Genomic DNA, 16,581 nt, shown 5'->3' on the forward strand with positions numbered 1-16,581 from the left:
GGGGCGCGCCCCTCAGCCCGACGACGCGGCCGATGGACCGCTCCCGCCGAGCCGGGCGGAGAGCTCGTCGGACGCCTCGCGGAGCATCGGGACGAACCCGACGAGCTCGTCGCGCCCGGCCCGCACGGCCGGCACCGACACCGACAGCGCGGCGACCGCCCCGGTGTGGTCGAAGACCGGCACGGCCACGGCCACGACCCCGGGGACGCGCTCCTCCAGCGAGATCGCGTAGCCGTCGTGGCGCACCTGCTCGATCTGCCGGTCCAGCCGTTCCTGCGCGGACGGGTCCCCGGCGAGCCGGCCGCGGGCCGCGGCGAGCTGGCCGGGGTCGACGTGGGCGAGCAGCGCCTTGCCGGGCGCGCCCTCGTGCGGGGGCCGCGGAGCACCGAGGTCGGTGTAGATGCGGCGCAGCGGTTGCTGGGACTCCACCTGGGCGATGGTCCGGCGGCTGGGCTCGGCGTCGAGCACGTGCAGCCCGACGGTCTCCCCGGTCCGGTCGCGGAGCCTCGTCATGATCGGGACGGCCTGTGACTCCAGCGACAGCTGCTCGCGGGCGACCTCGCCGAGTCCGAGCAGCCGCGGGCCGAGGGAGTAGGCGGTCGACCCCGGCGCCTGGGCCATGAAGCCGTGGCTGGCGAGCGCGCTCACCAGGCGGTGGGTCGTGCCCCGGGTCAGTCCCGTGAGCCGGGCGATCTCGGTGATCCCGGCGATCGGCCGGGCACGGGAGAAGACGGACAGGATCGCGACGGCCCGGTCGATCGACTGGACCCCGCCCCCGGTGGCCTGCTCCCCGGCGTCGTCGCGTCGTGCCTCCACGGGGCCGGAGCTTAACGACGTCCCGCAGGACCGACCGTTGCCCGGGCGCCCACCCGTCGTCTACGGTGCCCGTATTACGAGACATCGTTCCGGAAGCTGGGCACTATGGCAGTGCAGTCAGGGCCTCGCGCCGATGCGGCGGAGGCACCCGAGGCGGACCGGTCGACCGGGACCAGCCGTTTCGACACCGTGCGCGCCCGGATCGGGCTGCCCGTCGGGCCGCTCGGGTTCCTCGCGGTCCTCCTGCTCGCGGACGGGCTCGTCTGGCCCCAGCGGGCACTCGCGGCGGTGTTCGTGCTGGTCATGGTCTGGTGGGTCACCGAGGCGCTGCCGCTGGCGGTGACGGCGGTCTTCGCGGTCCTGCTGTGCGTCTTCCTCGGCGTCGCCGACGAGGAGACCGTGCTCGGGGCCTTCGGGACCGACACGATCTTCGTGTTCCTGGGCGGCTTCGTGATCGCCCGGGCGATGAGCGTGCACGGGCTCGACCGCCGGATCGCCCTCCGTGCGCTCTCGGTCCCGGGCATCGCCGGGTCCCCGGTGCGGACCATGATCGCGTTCGGCGTGCTGGCGGCGGCGATCTCGGCGTTCGTGTCCAACACCGCGACGGTGGCGATGCTGCTGCCGATCGGGATCGGCATCGTCCGCTCGGTGAGCACGGTCAGCACCCGCGAGGGCGGCCCGGACCTGTCGCGCTCGCGCTGGGCGACGTCGGTGATGCTGATGATCGCCTACGGGGCGTCGATCGGGGGTCTCATCACGCCGGTGGGTGCGCCGCACCAGCTGATCGGCCGCGACCTGATCGAGTCGCAGACCGGCCGCACCATCGGCTTCGTCGAGTGGGTGACGATGTTCCTGCCCATCGTGCTGGTCATGTTCGTGGTGCTGGCCGTGCTGCTGCTCCTGCTCAACCGGCCCGAGGTCACCCGGCTGGAGGGCGCCGCCGAGTTCGTCGCCGAGCAGCGGGCGTCGCTGGGCGGTGTGACCCGCGGGGAGAAGAACACCGTCGTCGCGTTCGGTGTCGCCGTCGTGCTCTGGACCACCCCGGGTGTCCTCGGGGCCGTGATCGGCGAGGACACCGCGCCCGTGCTCTGGCTCACCGAGCACGTGACCGAGGGGGTCGCGGCCGTCTTCGCGGCCACCCTGCTGTTCCTCCTGCCGGCGCGGTCCGCGAACGGTGGTGGCCTCGTCCCGACGCTCACCTGGGCCGAGGCGGTGAAGATCGACTGGGGCGTGATCCTGCTCTTCGGCGCCGGCACCGTGCTCGGGTCGATGTCCTCGGAGACCGGCCTCGCGCGGACCTTCGGCGACGGCATCGCCACCGGGCTCGGGGTGTCGTCGCTGGTGGCGGTGACGGTGCTGGCGGCCGTCATGGCCCTGCTCGTGTCCGAGACGACCAGCAACACCGCGAGCGCCGGGATCGTCGTGCCGATCGTGGTCCCGATCGCGGTCGCCATCGGTGTCGACCCGCTGATCCCCGGGCTCGTCGCGACCGCGGCGGCCGGGTACGGGTTCATGCTCCCGGTCTCGACCCCGCCCAACGCCATCGTCTACGGCTCCGGCCTCGTCCCCCTCACGAAGATGATCCGCAGCGGCGTCGTCTTCGACGTCGTCGGCGTGGCGGTGCTCGTCGTCGGAGTCCTGCTCATGGCCCCGCTGGTCGGACTGTGACCGGCCGCCCCACCCCGCACCCCACGACCCAGGAGAGAACCGTGTCCCACCCCCTGCAGACCCTCGTCCGGCGGATCCTCGACCGGACCGGTCCGCTGCCGGACGAGGTGCTCGCCGCCGCCCGGCGCACCATCGCCAACGTCGCCGCCACCGCCGTCGGCGCGGCCGGCGCCCCGGCCGTGAACGCGGTCGTCGCGGCGTCCACCGCGATGGCGCCGGGCGGCGACGCGGTCGTCCCCGGCCGTCCCGAGCGGCTGCACCCGCTCGACGCCGCCCTGGCCACCGGGCTCGCCGCGCACCTCGACGACTTCGACGACACCCACCTGCGCACCGTGATCCACCCCGGCGCCGTCGAGCTGGCGACGCTGGTCGCCCTGCAGGACGGGCCGGCAGCCGGCGACGCCGACGAGGTGCTCACCGCCGTCGCCTGGGGCGTCGAGGCGCAGCTGCGGCTGGGCAACGCGATCTCGCCCGAGCACTACGACGCCGGCTGGCACATCACCGGCACCTGCGGCCCGGTCGGCGCCGCGGTCACGGCGGGCCTGCTGCGGGGGCTCGACGCGGACCGCCTCGCCGTCGCGGTGGCGCTCGCGGCGGGCGGCCCCGTCGGCAACCGGGAGGGCTTCGGGTCGATGACCAAGCCGTTCCACCCCGGGCAGGCGGCCGTCGTCGGGCTGCGTGCGGTGCAGGCCGCCCTCGACGACGCACCGTGGCCGGGTGACGTCCTCACCGGCCCGGCGGGACTCGCGACCCGGCTCGCCGCCGGGGTGTTCCGGCCCGGCGAGCTCCTCGACGACCTCGGCATCCGGTGGGAGCTGTGCGCGAACACCTTCAAGCCCTACCCCTGCGGCATCGTGACCCACCCGGCGATCGAGGCCGCCGAGGCGCTGCACGCCGGGCTCCCGGGCGGTGACACCCGCGTGATCGAGGAGATCGAGCTCGTCTGCCACCCGCTCGTCCCCGAGCTCACCGGCAACCCCGACCCCGCCGACGGGCTGCAGGCTCGCTTCTCGACCGCGCACGGCATCGCGGCCGGTCTCCTCCTCGGGCAGGTCGGCCTCCCCGCCTACGACGACGACCTGGTGCGCAGCGACGAGGCCGTCCGGCTCCGCTCGCTGGTCCGCTTCGACGCCGTCGACGACTGCGCCCGCGACGCCGCCCGCCTGCGGATCCGGATCGGGGACGCATGGCGCCACCACGACGTCGAGCACGTCCGGGGGAGCCTGGCCCGCCCGATGACCGACGACGACCTGGCGACGAAGGCCCGCGCGCTGGTCGAGCCGGTTCTGCCCGGGCGCGCCGCGGAGCTGGAGCGGGCGTGCGGGGCCACCGGCCCCGGCTGGGTGCCCGCGCTGCTGGCCGCGACCACGCCCGACCGGGAGCTGCCCCGCCGGGCACCGGAGTCCGTGGTCCCGGTCGTCGGGGCCGACCCGGCGCTGGCGCAGCTCGTCGCGGAGCGCGCGGTCCGGCCCGGCCCGCGGGCCGCGGAGCTGCTGGGTCACCTGGCCGACCGGGGACGGTCCGCCCTGGACGACACCGAGCACGAGGCCGACCCGCGTCGCCGGGCCCTGGTGGTCGCGCGTGCGCTGGGGAGCGAGCACGACCCGGCGGTCACCGCGGCGGTTGCCGCCGCCCTGGCCTGCGGGGACGGCACCGACGCGGTGGCACCCGCCGTCGCCGGGGCCGGCGTCGCCCTCGACCTGGCGCGGGTGCTGGAGGTGCCCTCCCGCGCGGTCGTCCGGGTGGCCGCGGCGCTGGCCGCCGCCGTCGCGGCAGGCTCGTCGCCCCGGGTGGTGTTGCACGCCCTCGGGCTGTCCGCCACCCAGGTCACCGGGGTGGCGGGCGATGCCGGGGGCGACGCGCTGCACGCACGGTCCCAGGCCGACGCGGTGGTCGACGGCGTCGCCGCGGCCCGACTGGCCGCGGCCGGGGTCACCGGCCCGGCGCAGCCGTTGCACGGCAGGCGCGGCGTGCTCGCCCTGCTGGGCGCCGGGGACGCGGGGCGGTGGGAGTCGACCGCGGCGACCGCGTCGGCGGCGCTGGAGGAGGCGGCGTCGCCGGTCGCGGCCCCGCTGTGACGGGTCCGGGCGCGGCTCTCAGCCGCGCCCGCCCAGCCGCGCCAGCAGCAGTGCCTCGGCCAGCACCCCGCGCCCGAACATGCCCAGGTGCAGGCTCTCGTCGATCCCGTGCCAGCGGCTGGCCGGGTCCCCGACGCCGGTGACCAGCACCGCCGCGCCCGGGAACGTCCTGGCGAACTCGGCGATGAACGGGATGGACCCGCCGATGCCGGTCTCGACCGCGTCGTTGCCGTAGGCGGCCGAGAACGCGGCGCGGGCGTGGTCGTAGACCTCACCGGTCGAGGACAGGCTGAACGGCTCCGCGACCCCGCCGCCCGGGGTCACCGACACGTGCGCGCCCCACGGCACGTTGCGCTCCAGGTGCCCGGCGAGGGCCTGCTGTGCCTCGCGGGCGTCCTGGCCGGGGGCCAGCCGCATGCTGACCATCGCCCGGGCCCGGGGGAGCAGCACGTTGGAGGCCTCGGCGACCTTCGGCGCGTCGATCCCCAGCACCGCGACGGCGGGGGCGTGGTTGACCCGGTCCGGGATCGACCCGGTGCCGAGCAGCTCGACACCGTCGAGCAGGCCGGCGTCGGAACGGTAGGTGGCCTCGTCCGGCTCGGGGGCGTCGGAGCTGCCGCGCACCAGGCCGGGGACGGCGACCTCGCCCTTGTCGTCGTGCAGGGTGGCCAGGGTGCGGCACAGCGCGGTGAGCGCGTCGCCGATCGGGCCGCCGTAGACCCCGGAGTGCACCGGTCGTTCCAGCATCGAGACCTCGACGACGACGTCGACCAGGCCGCGCAGGCTCGTGGTCAGCGCGGGGACGTCGACGGCCGGGTTCGCGGCGTCGGCGATCACGATGACGTCGGCCGCGAGCTTCTCGTGGTGCTCGGCGAGCAGCGCGGTCAGGGTGGGGGAGCCGGACTCCTCCTCGCCCTCGATGAACAGCACGACCCCGACCGGGGGCTTCCCGTCGTAGGCGCGCAGCACGGCGAGGTGGGTCATCACGCCGGCCTTGTCGTCGGCGGCGCCGCGACCGTAGAGCCGGCCGTCGCGCTCGGTCGGGGTGAACGGCGGGCTGGTCCACTCGTCGTCGCCGCCGGTGGGCTGGACGTCGTGGTGGGCGTAGAGCATCACCGTGGGCGCGCCCTCGGGCGCGGGCCAGTGCGCGACGACGGCCGGGGCCCCGCCGTCGGCGGACAGGATCTCGACCGAGGCGGCACCGGCGTCGCGGGCCAGCGCGGCGACCGCGTCCGCCGAGCGCCGGGTGTCCTCGGCGTGTGCCGGGTCGGCCCAGATGCTCGGGATGCGGACCAGCGCCTCGAGATCCGTGCGCGCGCCCGGCAGGACGGCGTCGACGGCAGCGGAGAGCGCTGCGGGAGCGGGGTCGGTCTGCGGCTCGGCCATGCGTTCGGATGCTACGCGGGCCCGGCGGGGCCGCACCGGTCGCCGATCGTGCCGCCACGCCCGGGCGGTTCGTCGCTACATTCGGGCGCATGTCCCGATTCCTGGCGACGTTGCTGGAGTCCGCGACCGGTCCCGACGGGTCCGCCCGCGGGATGACGACGGGGGAGCCGCGCGAACCCGTGCGGCGTTCCTGGGCGGAGGTGCACGGGACGGCCCGCGGGATCGCGGACGCCCTGCGACGCCCCGGCGACGACGGTGGCCCGGCCCTCCCGTTCGGCGGCGCGGTCGGGGTGCTGGCGGGGGAGCCCGCGGCGATCGCCCCGGCCGCGCAGGCGGTGTGGCTGTGCGGCGGCAGCGTGACGATGCTGCACCAGCCGACCCCGCGCACCGACCTGGCCGAGTGGGCCGCCGACACCGTCGCCACGCTGACGATGATCGACGCCGCGATGGTGCTGCTCGGCCCGCCCTTCGACGCCCTCGCCCCGGTCCTGACCGAGCGCGGCATCCCGTTCCGGATGCTCGACTCGTTGACCGGCGACCCGACCGCGTTCGTCGCGGACGCCGCCGTCGCCGACGAGGGCGACACCGCGTTGCTGCAGCTCACGAGCGGTTCCACCGCGGCCCCGAAGGCCGTGCGGATCACCCATGCGAACCTGCACGCCAACATCGGGGCGATGGTGACCGCGTCGGCGCTGGACGTCGCGACCGACCGGATGGTGTCGTGGCTGCCGCTGTTCCACGACATGGGCATGGTCGGGTTCCTGACCGTCCCGATGACGGTCGGGCTGGACCTGGTCACCGTCACACCCGCGGACTTCCTGGGTCGCCCGCGACTGTGGGCCGAGCTGATCTCGTCCTACCGCGGCACCGTCACCGCGGCCCCGAACTTCGCCTACGCCGTGCTGGCCCGCCAGCTCGCCCGGGTCGACGACGGCGCGCTCGACCTGTCCACGTTGCGCATCGCCCTCAACGGCGCCGAGCCGGTCGACCCGGCCGCGGTGGCGGCGTTCACCGACGCCGGCGCCCGCTTCGGACTCCGGCCGGAGTCGGTGCTGTGCGCCTACGGGATGGCCGAGACCGCGCTCGGGGTGTCCTTCGCGCCCGTCCACACCGGACTGACGGTCGACCGGGTCGACGCCGAGTCGCTGGAGTCGCACCGGCGTGCCGAGCCCGCGGGCGCCGGTCCGGTGCGGGAGTTCCCCGAGCTCGGACCGCCGCTGCCCGGGATCGAGGTGAAGGTCGTCGGCAGCGGTGGTCGCGTGCTGGGACCCCGGGAGGTCGGGGTGATGCACCTGCGCGGCGACGCCGTGACGCCCGGCTACCTCACCGTCGACGGCCCGGTGCCCACCCAGGACCGGGACGGCTGGTTCGACACCGGTGACGAGAGCTACCTGACACCCGAGGGCGCCGTCGTCGTGTGCGGCCGCACCAAGGACGTGATCATCATGGGTGGGCGCAACATCTACCCGACCGACATCGAACGGGCCGCCGGTGCGGCCGAGGGCGTGCGCGCGGGCAACGTCGTCGCGGTCCGGATGGCCGCGGGGCAGGGGCGGCACCGGGAGTCGTTCGCCGTCGCCGTCGAGGCCCGTGGGGACACCGATGCCGACACCGTGCGCAGGATCCGCGACGACGTGATCCGCCGTGTCGTCTCCGCGGTGGGGGTGCGACCCGCCGAGGTCGCGGTCCTGGCTCCGGGAAGCCTGCCCAAGACCCCGTCCGGGAAGCTCCGCCGCGCCGCGACGGCGGACCTGCTCACCGCCCGCCGCTGACCCGGACGCACGAGAGCCCCGGTCCCAGCGGGACCGAGGCTCTCGTGGAGGACGGGCTCAGCCCGACAGCGGGTGGAACCGGTTCTGCGCCGGCTCCAGGCCCTCGGACAGCAGGGCCTCGGCGGCGTCCGCGGCGAGGTCCAGACCGAGGTCGAGCTCCTTGTTCTCCACACCGGAGAACCGCTTGAGCACGTAGTCCGCCGGGTCCTGACGACCCGGTGGGCGACCGATGCCGAACCGCACGCGCAGGTAGTCCTTCGTGCCGAGCGCCTTGCTGATCGAGCGCAGGCCGTTGTGCCCGCCCTCGCCGCCGCCGCGCTTGAGGCGGATCACGCCGAAGTCGAGGTCCAGCTCGTCGTGGACGACGATCACCTCGGTCGGCGGGATCGAGAAGTACTGCACCAGCCCGGCGACCGGGCCCCCGGAGAGGTTCATGTACGTCCGCGGGACGGCCACGGTCACCGGGCGACCGGCCAGCCGGCCCTGCGCGATGTCGGCGTTCGACCGCTTGTGCGCGGAGAACCGGCCGGCGCCGGCCCGCGTCGCCAGCAGCGCGGCGACGCGGGTACCGACGTTGTGCCGGGTGCCCTCGTACTCCGGACCCGGGTTCCCGAGTCCGACGACGAGGGCCGGCCCCGGCACGGGGCTCACTTGTCGGAGGACTCGGAGTCGCCCTCGGAGTCCGCGGAGCCCTCGGCGGAGTCGCTCTCGCCCTCGGCGGCCTGCTCCTCGTCGGACGGCTCCTCGACCACGCCGGCACCCTCGGTGTCGACCTCGGCCTCGAGGTCCTCCTCGGTCGGGGCCGCGACGACCTGCACGACGAGGTACTCCTCGTCGGTGCGCAGCTCGACGCCGCCGGGGAGCTTCAGGTCCTTGGCGAAGTACTGGGTGCCGATCTCGGCGTCCTCCACGGAGATCTCGATGTTCTCCGGGATGTTCAGCACGTCGGCCTCGACCAGGACGGTGTTGAGGTCCTGGGTGACCAGCGAGCCGGGGGCGGCCTCGCCGGTGACGACGACGTCGAGCTCGACCTCGACCTTCTCGCCACGCTTGATGACGAGCAGGTCGACGTGCTCGATGTAGGGGCGCAGCGGGTGCACGACCACGGTCTTGGTCAGCGCGAGCTGCGGCTGCGCACCGTCGACGTCGAGCTCCAGCACCGCGTTGCGGCCCTGCTCGCGGACGACCGCGGCGAACTGCAGCGACGGCAGCGACAGGTGGACGGGGTCGGTCCCGTGGCCGTAGAGGACGGCGGGGATCTTGCCGGCACGACGGGTGCGACGGGCGGCGCCCTTGCCGAACTCGGTCCGGGTCTCGGCGGGAATGCGGGTCTGGGCCACGGCTGCTTGCTCCTCGAAAGACGTTCTGCGACAGGTGCGCGCGGCGAGGAGCCGACCGGGATCGGCCCACGTCGATCACGGCGGGTCTAGGTGCACCCGCCCTCGCCGCGGAGATGCCGAGAAGAGTACGCCAGGCCCGTGGGCGTCCCGGGGTCAGCCCCCCCGCGACGACCACGGGCCCCGCTGGTCAGGCCACCGAGTGGGGGACTCCCGGACCCGGGTCGATGCGGTGTGGGCCGTTCTTGCCGGGCTTGACGTCGAAGTCGAAGATCCCGGTCGGGAGGTAGACCGTGGAGCAGGAGTTCGGGATGTCGACGACGCCGGAGAGCCTGCCCTCGATCGGTGCGGCCCCGAGGATCATGTACGCCTGGATCGGGGAGTAGCCGAAGTTCGTCAGGTAGTCGATCGCGTGCAGGCAGGCCCGCTGGTAGGACAGGTGCGAGTCGAGGTAGCGCTGCTCGCCGTCGAGGGTGACCGAGGTGCCGGAGAACGCGATCCACTCGCTGTACTGCGGGTCGGTGTTGCCGGGCACGAAGATCGCGTTCTCGCTCACGCCGTAGGTCGCCATCCCGCCCTTGATGACGTCGACGTGCAGGTCGATGAAGCCGCCCATCTCGATGGCGCCGCAGAAGGTGATCTCACCGTCGCCCTGGGAGAAGTGCAGGTCGCCCATCGACAGGTTCGCGCCGTCGACGAACACCGGGTAGAAGACCCGGCTGCCCTTGGTGAGGGTCTTGATGTCCTGGTTGCCGCCGTTCTCCCGGGGCGGTGCGGTGCGCGCGGCCTCTGCGGCGGCCCGGTCGAAGTCGGCTCCGGTCAGCGAGCCGAGGATCGCCGAGCCGGGGTTGGGCGGCAGGGCCAGCGGCGGCACCCGGTCCGGGTCGGTGTCGATCAGCGCCTGCTCGCGGGCGTTCCAGCGGCCGAGCAGCTCGGGCGAGGGCGCGGTCCCCATCAGTCCGGGGTGGACGATCCCGGTGAACGACACCCCCGGGACGTGCCGGGAGGTGGCCGTCCCGCCCCGGAAGTCCCAGATGACCTTGTAGGCGTCGGGGAACTGCTCGGTGAGGAAGCCGCCGCCGTTGCGGGTGGCGAACACGCCGGTGTAGCCCCAGCCCTGCCCGGCCAGTGGTCCGGAGTCCTCCTGGGGGATCGGGCCGACGTCGAGGATGTCGACGATCAGCAGGTCACCCGGCTGCGCCCCCTCGACGGCGACCGGCCCGGACAGCACGTGCACCCCGTCGAGCGGGGCGTCGAGGATGTCGTCGGCGGAGTCGTCGTTGTGGATGGCGCCGTCGAACCACTCGCGGCAGTCGACGCGGAAGGTGTCCCCGGGCTTGACGTGGACCTGCGCCGGGATGTCGGGGTGCCACCGGTTGTGGCCGGTCAGCTGCTGGTCGGTGAAGGACCTGGTGCTGTCGAGGGGGAAGACGTTCCTGGGCATCGGGCACTCCCGGGGTCGGTGCGGACGCGGGCGGGGCGGTCAGGGTCGCGGCAGGCCGCGGGTGGCCGGGTGCAGCGGCGGCCCGCCGGGGCGCAGCGGACGCGGCGGCGGGGCGGAGACGACCTGGGGCTCGTGGGCCGTCGCCGTCGTGCGGTCGATCAGGGCGACGCGGCCGCGGTCGGCGAGGCCGAGCATCGGCGCGGTGATGACGCGCGGGGACGCCTCCCCGCAGGTGGGGCAGCGCGCCGTCGCGGGGGCGCTGCCGATCGGGTGCCGTTCCTCGACGGGGCCGTCGGCCCCGCACCGGTAGACGTAGAGCGCCACGGTCGTACCTCCCGGCACGTCGGGCGACCCGACATGCATCCGAGGAAATAATTTCCTGGGAAAGTACGACCGACGGGCCGGGGTGTCAACGCGGGCGTCAGAGTTGCTGGACGACGTCCCACGCCACCCCGTCGGCGACGGCGAGGAACACCTGCTGGCGCAGGTGCCGGCCGTGCACCTCGACGGTCCCGCGCGGGCTCTCGTAGGCCAGCCCCTCGGCGACCGCGGTCATCGCCGGCACCTCCGGCGACCCGGCCCGGCGCATGAGCTCGGTCAGCAGCCGGACACCCTCGTAGCAGGACTCGCCGAGGCTGTTGAGCACCGGTGCGTCCGGGCCGAAGCGGTGGGCGTGCGCGGCCGCGAAGTCCAGCCCCGACGCCGTCGCCAGGTCCTCGAAGTAGCCGGCCGAGGTGAGCAGGCCGCGGGTGTTCTCCGGGCCCGAGGCGAGCAGCACGTTCTCCTCGATCAGCGAGCTGAAGCGCAGGATCTCCCGGTCCAGCCCGACGGCCCCGAAGGCCCGGTTGAACTCGACGGCGTCGTTGCCGATCAGGAGCATCAGGACCGCGTCGCAGCCGCTCGCCTCGACCCGGTGCAGCACGCGGGAGAAGTCCTCGGTGCCGAGCGGGACGTACATCTCGTCGCAGACCGTCCCGCCGATCCGGCGCAGGTGCTCGGTCGCGACCCGCGCGGACCGGCGGGGCCACACGTAGTCGTCGCCGACGATCGTCCAGCGGCGCACCCCGGCGGCCGCGGCGAACCAGCTCAGCGACGGGCCCAGCTGCAGGTCCGGGGTCTCCCCGGTCAGGAACAGCCCCGGCCGCTGCTCGCCGCCCTCGTACAGCGCCGTGTAGGCGTAGGGCACGCGCCCGCGGATCCGGGGTGCGACGGCCTCGCGGACCGCCGAGATGTGCCAGCCGGTGACCGCGTCCACGGCCCCCGCGCTGACCAGTGCGTCGAGCTCCGCGGCGACGACGGCGGGTGGCGCACCGCCGTCGACCGGCACCAGGTTCAGCTCCCGGCCGAGCACCCCGCCCGCGGCGTTGACCTCCTCGGCCGCGAGCGTCGCGCAGGACTCGCACGACGGGCCGAAGATGCCGGCCGGACCCTGGAGCGGGACGACCAGCGCCACGTTGAGCACCTCGCTCCCGCGCGCCGGCACCGCCGTCGCGCGCCCGGGGGCCGGGGTCGGAGTCATGCAGGTGACGCTATCCATCGTGGCCTCGCCCACCCACCCCCTCGGGCGAAAACGTCCGGTTACGATGCGCTCATGGCGGAGCCCGCGGAGCACGTGCGGCCGTCCGGGGACGAGTCGCTGCGGCTGCTCTGCGCGGTGGGCCGGGCCCTGGACCAGGAGCTCGACGACGCGCTGCAGGCCTGTGGCTCCGAGGTCGAGCAGTGGCGGGTCCTGGGGTTCGTGGCGCGGGGCGGCGCGACGATGAGCGCGCTCGCCGAGCACGCACTGCTGCTGGCGCCGCGGGCGACCAAGCTCGTGGACCGGATGACCGCGGCGAACCTCGTGCACCGCAGGCCGGACGCCGTCGACCGGCGCCGGGTGCTGGTCGTCGCCACCGAGCGGGGCCGCGCGGCGCTCGCGGAGTGGGACGCGGCGGCGGCCGGGGTGCTGGAGCGCTACCGGGACCTGCTGGGCCCCGACGCCGCCCTGTTCGACGACGTCCTGGGCCGCCTGCAGGGCGCGACCGGGCGGCCCGGTGTGCCGGGGCAGGCCGGGCTCGTCGCGACCGAGCGCTGACCCGGACGACCGACGGCGCCCCACCCGGAGGCGGAGCGCCGTCGGCGGACGCGCGGGGTGCTCAGGCGTTGCCGTCGAACAGGCTCGTGACCGAGCCGTCCTCGAACACCTGGTGGATCGCCTCGGCCAGCAGCGGGGCGATCGGGAGCACGGTCATGCTGTCGAAGCGCTTCTCGTCCGGGATCGGCAGCGAGTCGGTGAAGATGACCTCCGACGCGCCGCAGTTGGCCAGGCGCTCGGTGGCCGGGCCGGACAGCACACCGTGGGTGGCGGCCACGATCACGTCCGAGGCGCCCTCCTTGAGCAGCACCTCGACCGCCTTCGCGACGGTGCCACCGGTGTCGATCATGTCGTCGATGACCACGCAGCAGCGGCCCTCGATCTCACCGACCACCCGGTTCGCGACGGCCTCGTTCGGCTTGCGCGGGTCCCGGGTCTTGTGGATGAACGCCAGCGGGGTCCCGCCGAGGGTCTCGGCCCAGCGCTCGGCCAGGCGCACCCGGCCGGAGTCGGGGGAGACGACGGCGAAGTTCCCGTTCGGCCGGGTGCTCTTGATGTGCTGGGCGAGCACCGGCAGCGCGAACAGGTGGTCGACGGGGCCGTCGAAGAAGCCCTGGATCTGCGACGTGTGCAGGTCCACGGTCAGGATCCGGTCGGCACCGGCGGTCTTGAACATGTCCGCGACGAGGCGGGCCGAGATGGGCTCGCGACCGCGGTGCTTCTTGTCCTGACGGGCGTAGCCCCAGAACGGCATGACCGCGGTGATCCGCTTGGCCGACCCGCGCTTGAGCGCGTCGACCATGATCAGCTGCTCCATGATCGCGTCGTTGATCGGGGCGGAGTGCGCCTGGATCACGAACGCGTCGCTCCCGCGGACCGACTCCTCGAAGCGGCAGAAGATCTCACCGTTCGCGAAGGAGTAGGCGGACTGCGGGGTGACCGTGACGTCGAGCTCCTTCGCCACGTGCTCGGCGAGCTCCGGGTGCGCCCTCCCCGAGAACAGCATCATGTTCTTCTTGGGAGTGCCTGCGATCGCGCTCACCGTGCGGTGCCTCCTCGGCTGAGGTCTCTCGGGTCTGTCGTACCGGCGGAGGTGGTGTGACCTGCGCCGTCGCTGCTGGTCGTGCCGTTCGTGGACGGGTCGCTGCCCGCCCGCTGTGCCGCCTCGGCGGCGGGGGTGCCGGGCCGCTTGCGCGGCACCCACCCCTCGATGGTGCGCTGTGGCCCACCGGACACCGCGAGCGCCCCCGGTGGGACGTCGGCGCGGAGCACGGTCCCGGCGCCGGTGTACGCGCCGTCCCCGACCGTGACGGGGGCGATGAACATGGTGTCCGACCCCGTCCGCACGTGGGATCCGATGACGGTCCGCTGCTTGCGGACGCCGTCGTAGTTGACGAACACCGACGAGGCGCCGATGTTGCTCATCTCGCCGATCGTGGCGTCGCCGACGTAGGTCAGGTGCGGGACCTTGGTGCCCGCGCCGATGTCGGAGTTCTTGACCTCGACGAACGTGCCGATCTTGCCGCGCTCGCCGAGGACGGCGCCCGGGCGGAGGTAGGCGAACGGCCCGACCGAGGCGCCGGGGCCGATCCGGGCCTCCGACCCGTGGGTGCGGACGACGCTCGCGCCGGCCCCGACGACGGTGTCGGTGAGCGTCGTGTCGGGACCGATGACCGCGGCCTCGCCGACCTCGCACGCACCGTGCAGCTGGGTGCCCGGGTGCAGCACGACGTCGGGTGCCAGCCGCACGTCGACGTCGACCCGGGTGGTGGCGGGGTCGACCACGGTGACCCCGGCCAGCATCCACTCACGCAGCACGCGGCGGTTCAGCTCGGCGCCGAGCTCGGCGAGCTGGACGCGGTCGTTCACGCCGCGCACGCGCCACTCGTCGTCGCAGCGGAGGGCGTGCACCGTCCGGCCCGCGGCGACGGCGGCGGCGACCAGGTCGGTGAGGTAGAGCTCCTGCTGGGCGTTGTGCGCGGCCAGGCCCGTGATGCCCGCGCGCAGGAACTCCGCGTCGAAGGCGTAGACCCCGGAGTTGATCTCGTTGATCGCGCGCTGTTCCGGGGTCGCGTCGGCGTGCTCGACGATGCCGGTGACGGAGCCCCCGCTCCCGCGCACGATCCGGCCGTAGCCGGTGGGGTCGGGGACCTCGCAGGTCAGCAGGGTGACCGCGGCGCCGTGGTCGGTGTGCTCGGTGACCAGCGCGGACAGGGTCGCGGTGTCGAGCAGCGGGACGTCGCCGTAGGTGACCAGGACGGTGCCGGTCAGGTCCGCGGGGAGCGGGGTGAGGCCGCTGCGGACCGCGTCGCCGGTGCCGAGGCGCTGCTCCTGGACGGCGGTGGTGGCGGTGCGTCCGAGGGTGGCGGAGATGTCGCGGACGGCCCGCTCCACCCGTTCACGCTCGTGTCCGACGACGACCACGAGGTGCTCGGGTGCGGTACCGGCCAGTGCGTGCGCGGCGTGGCCGAGCATGCTGCGCCCGCCCAGCTCGTGGAGCACCTTCGGCGTCGACGACCGCATCCGCGAACCCGCACCCGCCGCGAGGACGATGCCGGCCGCGACCGCCGCCGTTCCGGGGGCCGGTCGGTCACCGGTGCCGGCCCGGTCGGGTTCGGGCATGTTCGGTTCCTCCTGCCGGACTCGCCGCCCGTGCCGGGCGGTGGACGCGGGACGCGCCGTGCCGGTACGGCATCGTACGGGGACGGCCCCGGGGAACCCGGCGGGCCCGTCGCCCGGTGGTGACGGCGTCCAAACCCAAGATCAACCCTTCGGGTGGTAACCGGTCGGTCGCCGGTCTCGTTCCACGGTTCAGACGACGGCGACCGACCGGTCACCGTCCGCGATGCGGATGAGCGGAGTGCGATGACGCGCGAGGTCGAGGGACGCCGTCGGCGGCCCCGGGTGATGACGGTCCTGGCCACGGTGGTGGCCCTGGTGCTGGCCGGGCTGACCGCCGGGATGATCGGGACCGCGTCCGCGGCGCCGACGGAGTCCGACGCCGGGCCGGGCCGCACCGAGGGCACGCCGTGCTCGGCGGCCGCGCGCGCCTGCGTCGACCTCGCGAACAGCACGGCATGGCTGATCCGCGACGGGAAGACCGAGGCGGGACCGGTGCCCGCGTCGTTCGGCAAGAAGGGGCAGCGCACCCCGGCGGGGGTCTTCCAGGTCCAGTGGAAGAACAAGGACCACCGCAGCCGGGAGTTCAACAACGCGCCGATGCCGTTCGCGGTCTTCTTCGCCCCCGGCGGCATCGCCTTCCACGAGGGCAATACCGAGACCGAGTCCGCGGGCTGCGTCCGGCTGTCGCGGGAGAACGCCGAGCGCTGGTTCAACTCGCTGCAGGTCGGCGACCGGGTCGAGGTCACCAACATTCCGCAGTGACGTGTGGCGTTGTTTCCGCCCCAGGGGTGGCGGGAACGGCTCGGGCGGAGAACACTTCCGACTGATCGGTTGTGCAAAACCGATTCTGACGACACGGAGGACTCATGCCCACGCGCAGCGCCCGCACCGCCTGGAACGGCACCCTGGAGCAGGGATCCGGCCAGGTGGAGCTGTCCAGCTCCAAGGTCGGCACCTACGAGGTCAGCTTCCCGAAGCGTGCCGCCGACGAGGCCGGCGGCACGACCAGCCCGGAGGAGCTCATCGCGGCGGCCCACTCGGCCTGCTTCGCGATGCAGCTCTCGGCGAACATCGCCGAGGCCGGCGGGACCCCGGAGTCGCTGGAGGTGTCGGCCGACGTCTCGCTCGGCCCGGACAAGGACAACGGCGGCTTCAAGCTGACCGGCATCACCCTGAAGGTGCGCGGTGAGGTCTCCGGCCTCGACGCCGACGGCTTCGCCAAGGCCGCCGACGCCGCGAAGGCCGGCTGCCCGGTCTCCAAGGCACTGACCGGCGTCGACATCACGCTGGACGCCGCTCTCGAGAGCTGAGAACACCCCCGCGACGCCCCCGCCCGGACCTCGGACGGGGGCGTCGTCGTGCCCGGGGCGGTCGCCGTCGGACA

15 protein-coding genes are annotated in these 16,581 nt (G+C 74.3%); 6 read left to right on the top strand and 9 right to left on the bottom strand.

Features of this window, described 5'->3' with window-relative positions:
• Positions 1 to 12 precede the first annotated feature (12 nt).
• Positions 13 to 816, bottom strand: coding sequence for an IclR family transcriptional regulator (locus Ae331Ps2_RS14160; RefSeq protein ID WP_075308373.1), 804 nt, complete (start codon positions 814 to 816; stop codon positions 13 to 15).
• Positions 817 to 921: 105 nt separating this feature from the next.
• Between Ae331Ps2_RS14160 and Ae331Ps2_RS14165 the strand changes: the two genes are divergently transcribed.
• Both Ae331Ps2_RS14165 and Ae331Ps2_RS31250 read left to right on the top strand, forming a co-directional pair.
• Complete coding sequence (locus tag Ae331Ps2_RS14165) at positions 922 to 2,484, top strand: DASS family sodium-coupled anion symporter (protein ID WP_075308371.1); 1,563 nt, start codon at positions 922 to 924, stop codon at positions 2,482 to 2,484.
• 41 nt (positions 2,485 to 2,525) lie between these two features.
• Positions 2,526 to 4,562 (top strand): MmgE/PrpD family protein, encoded by a 2,037-nt coding sequence (locus Ae331Ps2_RS31250; protein ID WP_075308369.1) that lies wholly within the window; start codon positions 2,526 to 2,528, stop codon positions 4,560 to 4,562.
• 18 nt (positions 4,563 to 4,580) lie between these two features.
• Here the strand turns inward: Ae331Ps2_RS31250 and Ae331Ps2_RS14175 are convergent, their stop codons facing one another.
• Positions 4,581 to 5,948, bottom strand: coding sequence for a dipeptidase (locus Ae331Ps2_RS14175; RefSeq protein WP_075308367.1), 1,368 nt, complete (start codon positions 5,946 to 5,948; stop codon positions 4,581 to 4,583).
• A gap of 89 nt (positions 5,949 to 6,037) precedes the next feature.
• On the opposite strand from Ae331Ps2_RS14175, the gene Ae331Ps2_RS14180 reads away from it, so the two are divergent.
• A complete protein-coding gene (locus Ae331Ps2_RS14180) occupies positions 6,038 to 7,720 on the top strand; it encodes a fatty acyl-AMP ligase (RefSeq protein WP_075329740.1) in 1,683 nt (560 codons plus the stop codon).
• 57 nt (positions 7,721 to 7,777) lie between these two features.
• Here Ae331Ps2_RS14180 and pth read toward each other — a convergent pair whose 3' ends face one another.
• The 5 genes from pth to Ae331Ps2_RS14205 form a co-directional block, all read right to left on the bottom strand.
• Positions 7,778 to 8,371 carry an aminoacyl-tRNA hydrolase gene (gene pth, locus Ae331Ps2_RS14185; RefSeq protein WP_020623872.1) on the bottom strand — a complete coding sequence of 198 codons (594 nt, stop codon included), beginning with the start codon at positions 8,369 to 8,371 and terminating at the stop codon, positions 7,778 to 7,780.
• A complete protein-coding gene (locus Ae331Ps2_RS14190; protein WP_020623871.1) occupies positions 8,368 to 9,060 on the bottom strand; it encodes a 50S ribosomal protein L25/general stress protein Ctc in 693 nt (230 codons plus the stop codon). The genes pth and Ae331Ps2_RS14190 overlap by 4 nt, the downstream gene beginning before the upstream one ends.
• A gap of 187 nt (positions 9,061 to 9,247) precedes the next feature.
• The gene (fmdA, locus tag Ae331Ps2_RS14195; protein WP_075308361.1) at positions 9,248 to 10,501 is read right to left on the bottom strand and encodes a formamidase; all 1,254 of its coding nucleotides are present in this window, start codon (positions 10,499 to 10,501) and stop codon (positions 9,248 to 9,250) included.
• Between the two features lie 39 nt (positions 10,502 to 10,540).
• Positions 10,541 to 10,825 carry a zinc ribbon domain-containing protein gene (locus tag Ae331Ps2_RS14200; protein WP_083695556.1) on the bottom strand — a complete coding sequence of 95 codons (285 nt, stop codon included), beginning with the start codon at positions 10,823 to 10,825 and terminating at the stop codon, positions 10,541 to 10,543.
• 97 nt (positions 10,826 to 10,922) lie between these two features.
• Positions 10,923 to 12,020 carry a substrate-binding domain-containing protein gene (locus Ae331Ps2_RS14205; RefSeq protein ID WP_075308357.1) on the bottom strand — a complete coding sequence of 366 codons (1,098 nt, stop codon included), beginning with the start codon at positions 12,018 to 12,020 and terminating at the stop codon, positions 10,923 to 10,925.
• Positions 12,021 to 12,092: 72 nt separating this feature from the next.
• Between Ae331Ps2_RS14205 and Ae331Ps2_RS14210 the strand changes: the two genes are divergently transcribed.
• Positions 12,093 to 12,575, top strand: coding sequence for a MarR family winged helix-turn-helix transcriptional regulator (locus Ae331Ps2_RS14210; RefSeq protein ID WP_075308355.1), 483 nt, complete (start codon positions 12,093 to 12,095; stop codon positions 12,573 to 12,575).
• Between the two features lie 61 nt (positions 12,576 to 12,636).
• On the opposite strand, the gene Ae331Ps2_RS14215 is transcribed toward Ae331Ps2_RS14210, so the two are convergent.
• Positions 12,637 to 13,617: a ribose-phosphate diphosphokinase gene (locus Ae331Ps2_RS14215; protein WP_020623866.1), complete on the bottom strand. Its 981-nt coding sequence runs from the start codon at positions 13,615 to 13,617 to the stop codon at positions 12,637 to 12,639.
• On the bottom strand, positions 13,614 to 15,098 hold the full coding sequence (glmU, locus tag Ae331Ps2_RS14220; RefSeq protein WP_233147722.1) for a bifunctional UDP-N-acetylglucosamine diphosphorylase/glucosamine-1-phosphate N-acetyltransferase GlmU: 1,485 nt from the start codon (positions 15,096 to 15,098) through the stop codon (positions 13,614 to 13,616). The genes Ae331Ps2_RS14215 and glmU overlap by 4 nt, the downstream gene beginning before the upstream one ends.
• 342 nt (positions 15,099 to 15,440) lie before the next feature.
• On the opposite strand from glmU, the gene Ae331Ps2_RS14225 reads away from it, so the two are divergent.
• The gene (locus Ae331Ps2_RS14225) at positions 15,441 to 15,959 is read left to right on the top strand and encodes a L,D-transpeptidase (protein ID WP_249265605.1); all 519 of its coding nucleotides are present in this window, start codon (positions 15,441 to 15,443) and stop codon (positions 15,957 to 15,959) included.
• Between the two features lie 104 nt (positions 15,960 to 16,063).
• Positions 16,064 to 16,507: an OsmC family peroxiredoxin gene (locus Ae331Ps2_RS14230; protein WP_075308353.1), complete on the top strand. Its 444-nt coding sequence runs from the start codon at positions 16,064 to 16,066 to the stop codon at positions 16,505 to 16,507.
• Positions 16,508 to 16,581 lie beyond the last annotated feature (74 nt).

The sequence above is a fragment of the Pseudonocardia sp. Ae331_Ps2 genome (genome assembly GCF_001932405.1).
In the GTDB taxonomy this organism is placed as follows: domain Bacteria; phylum Actinomycetota; class Actinomycetes; order Mycobacteriales; family Pseudonocardiaceae; genus Pseudonocardia.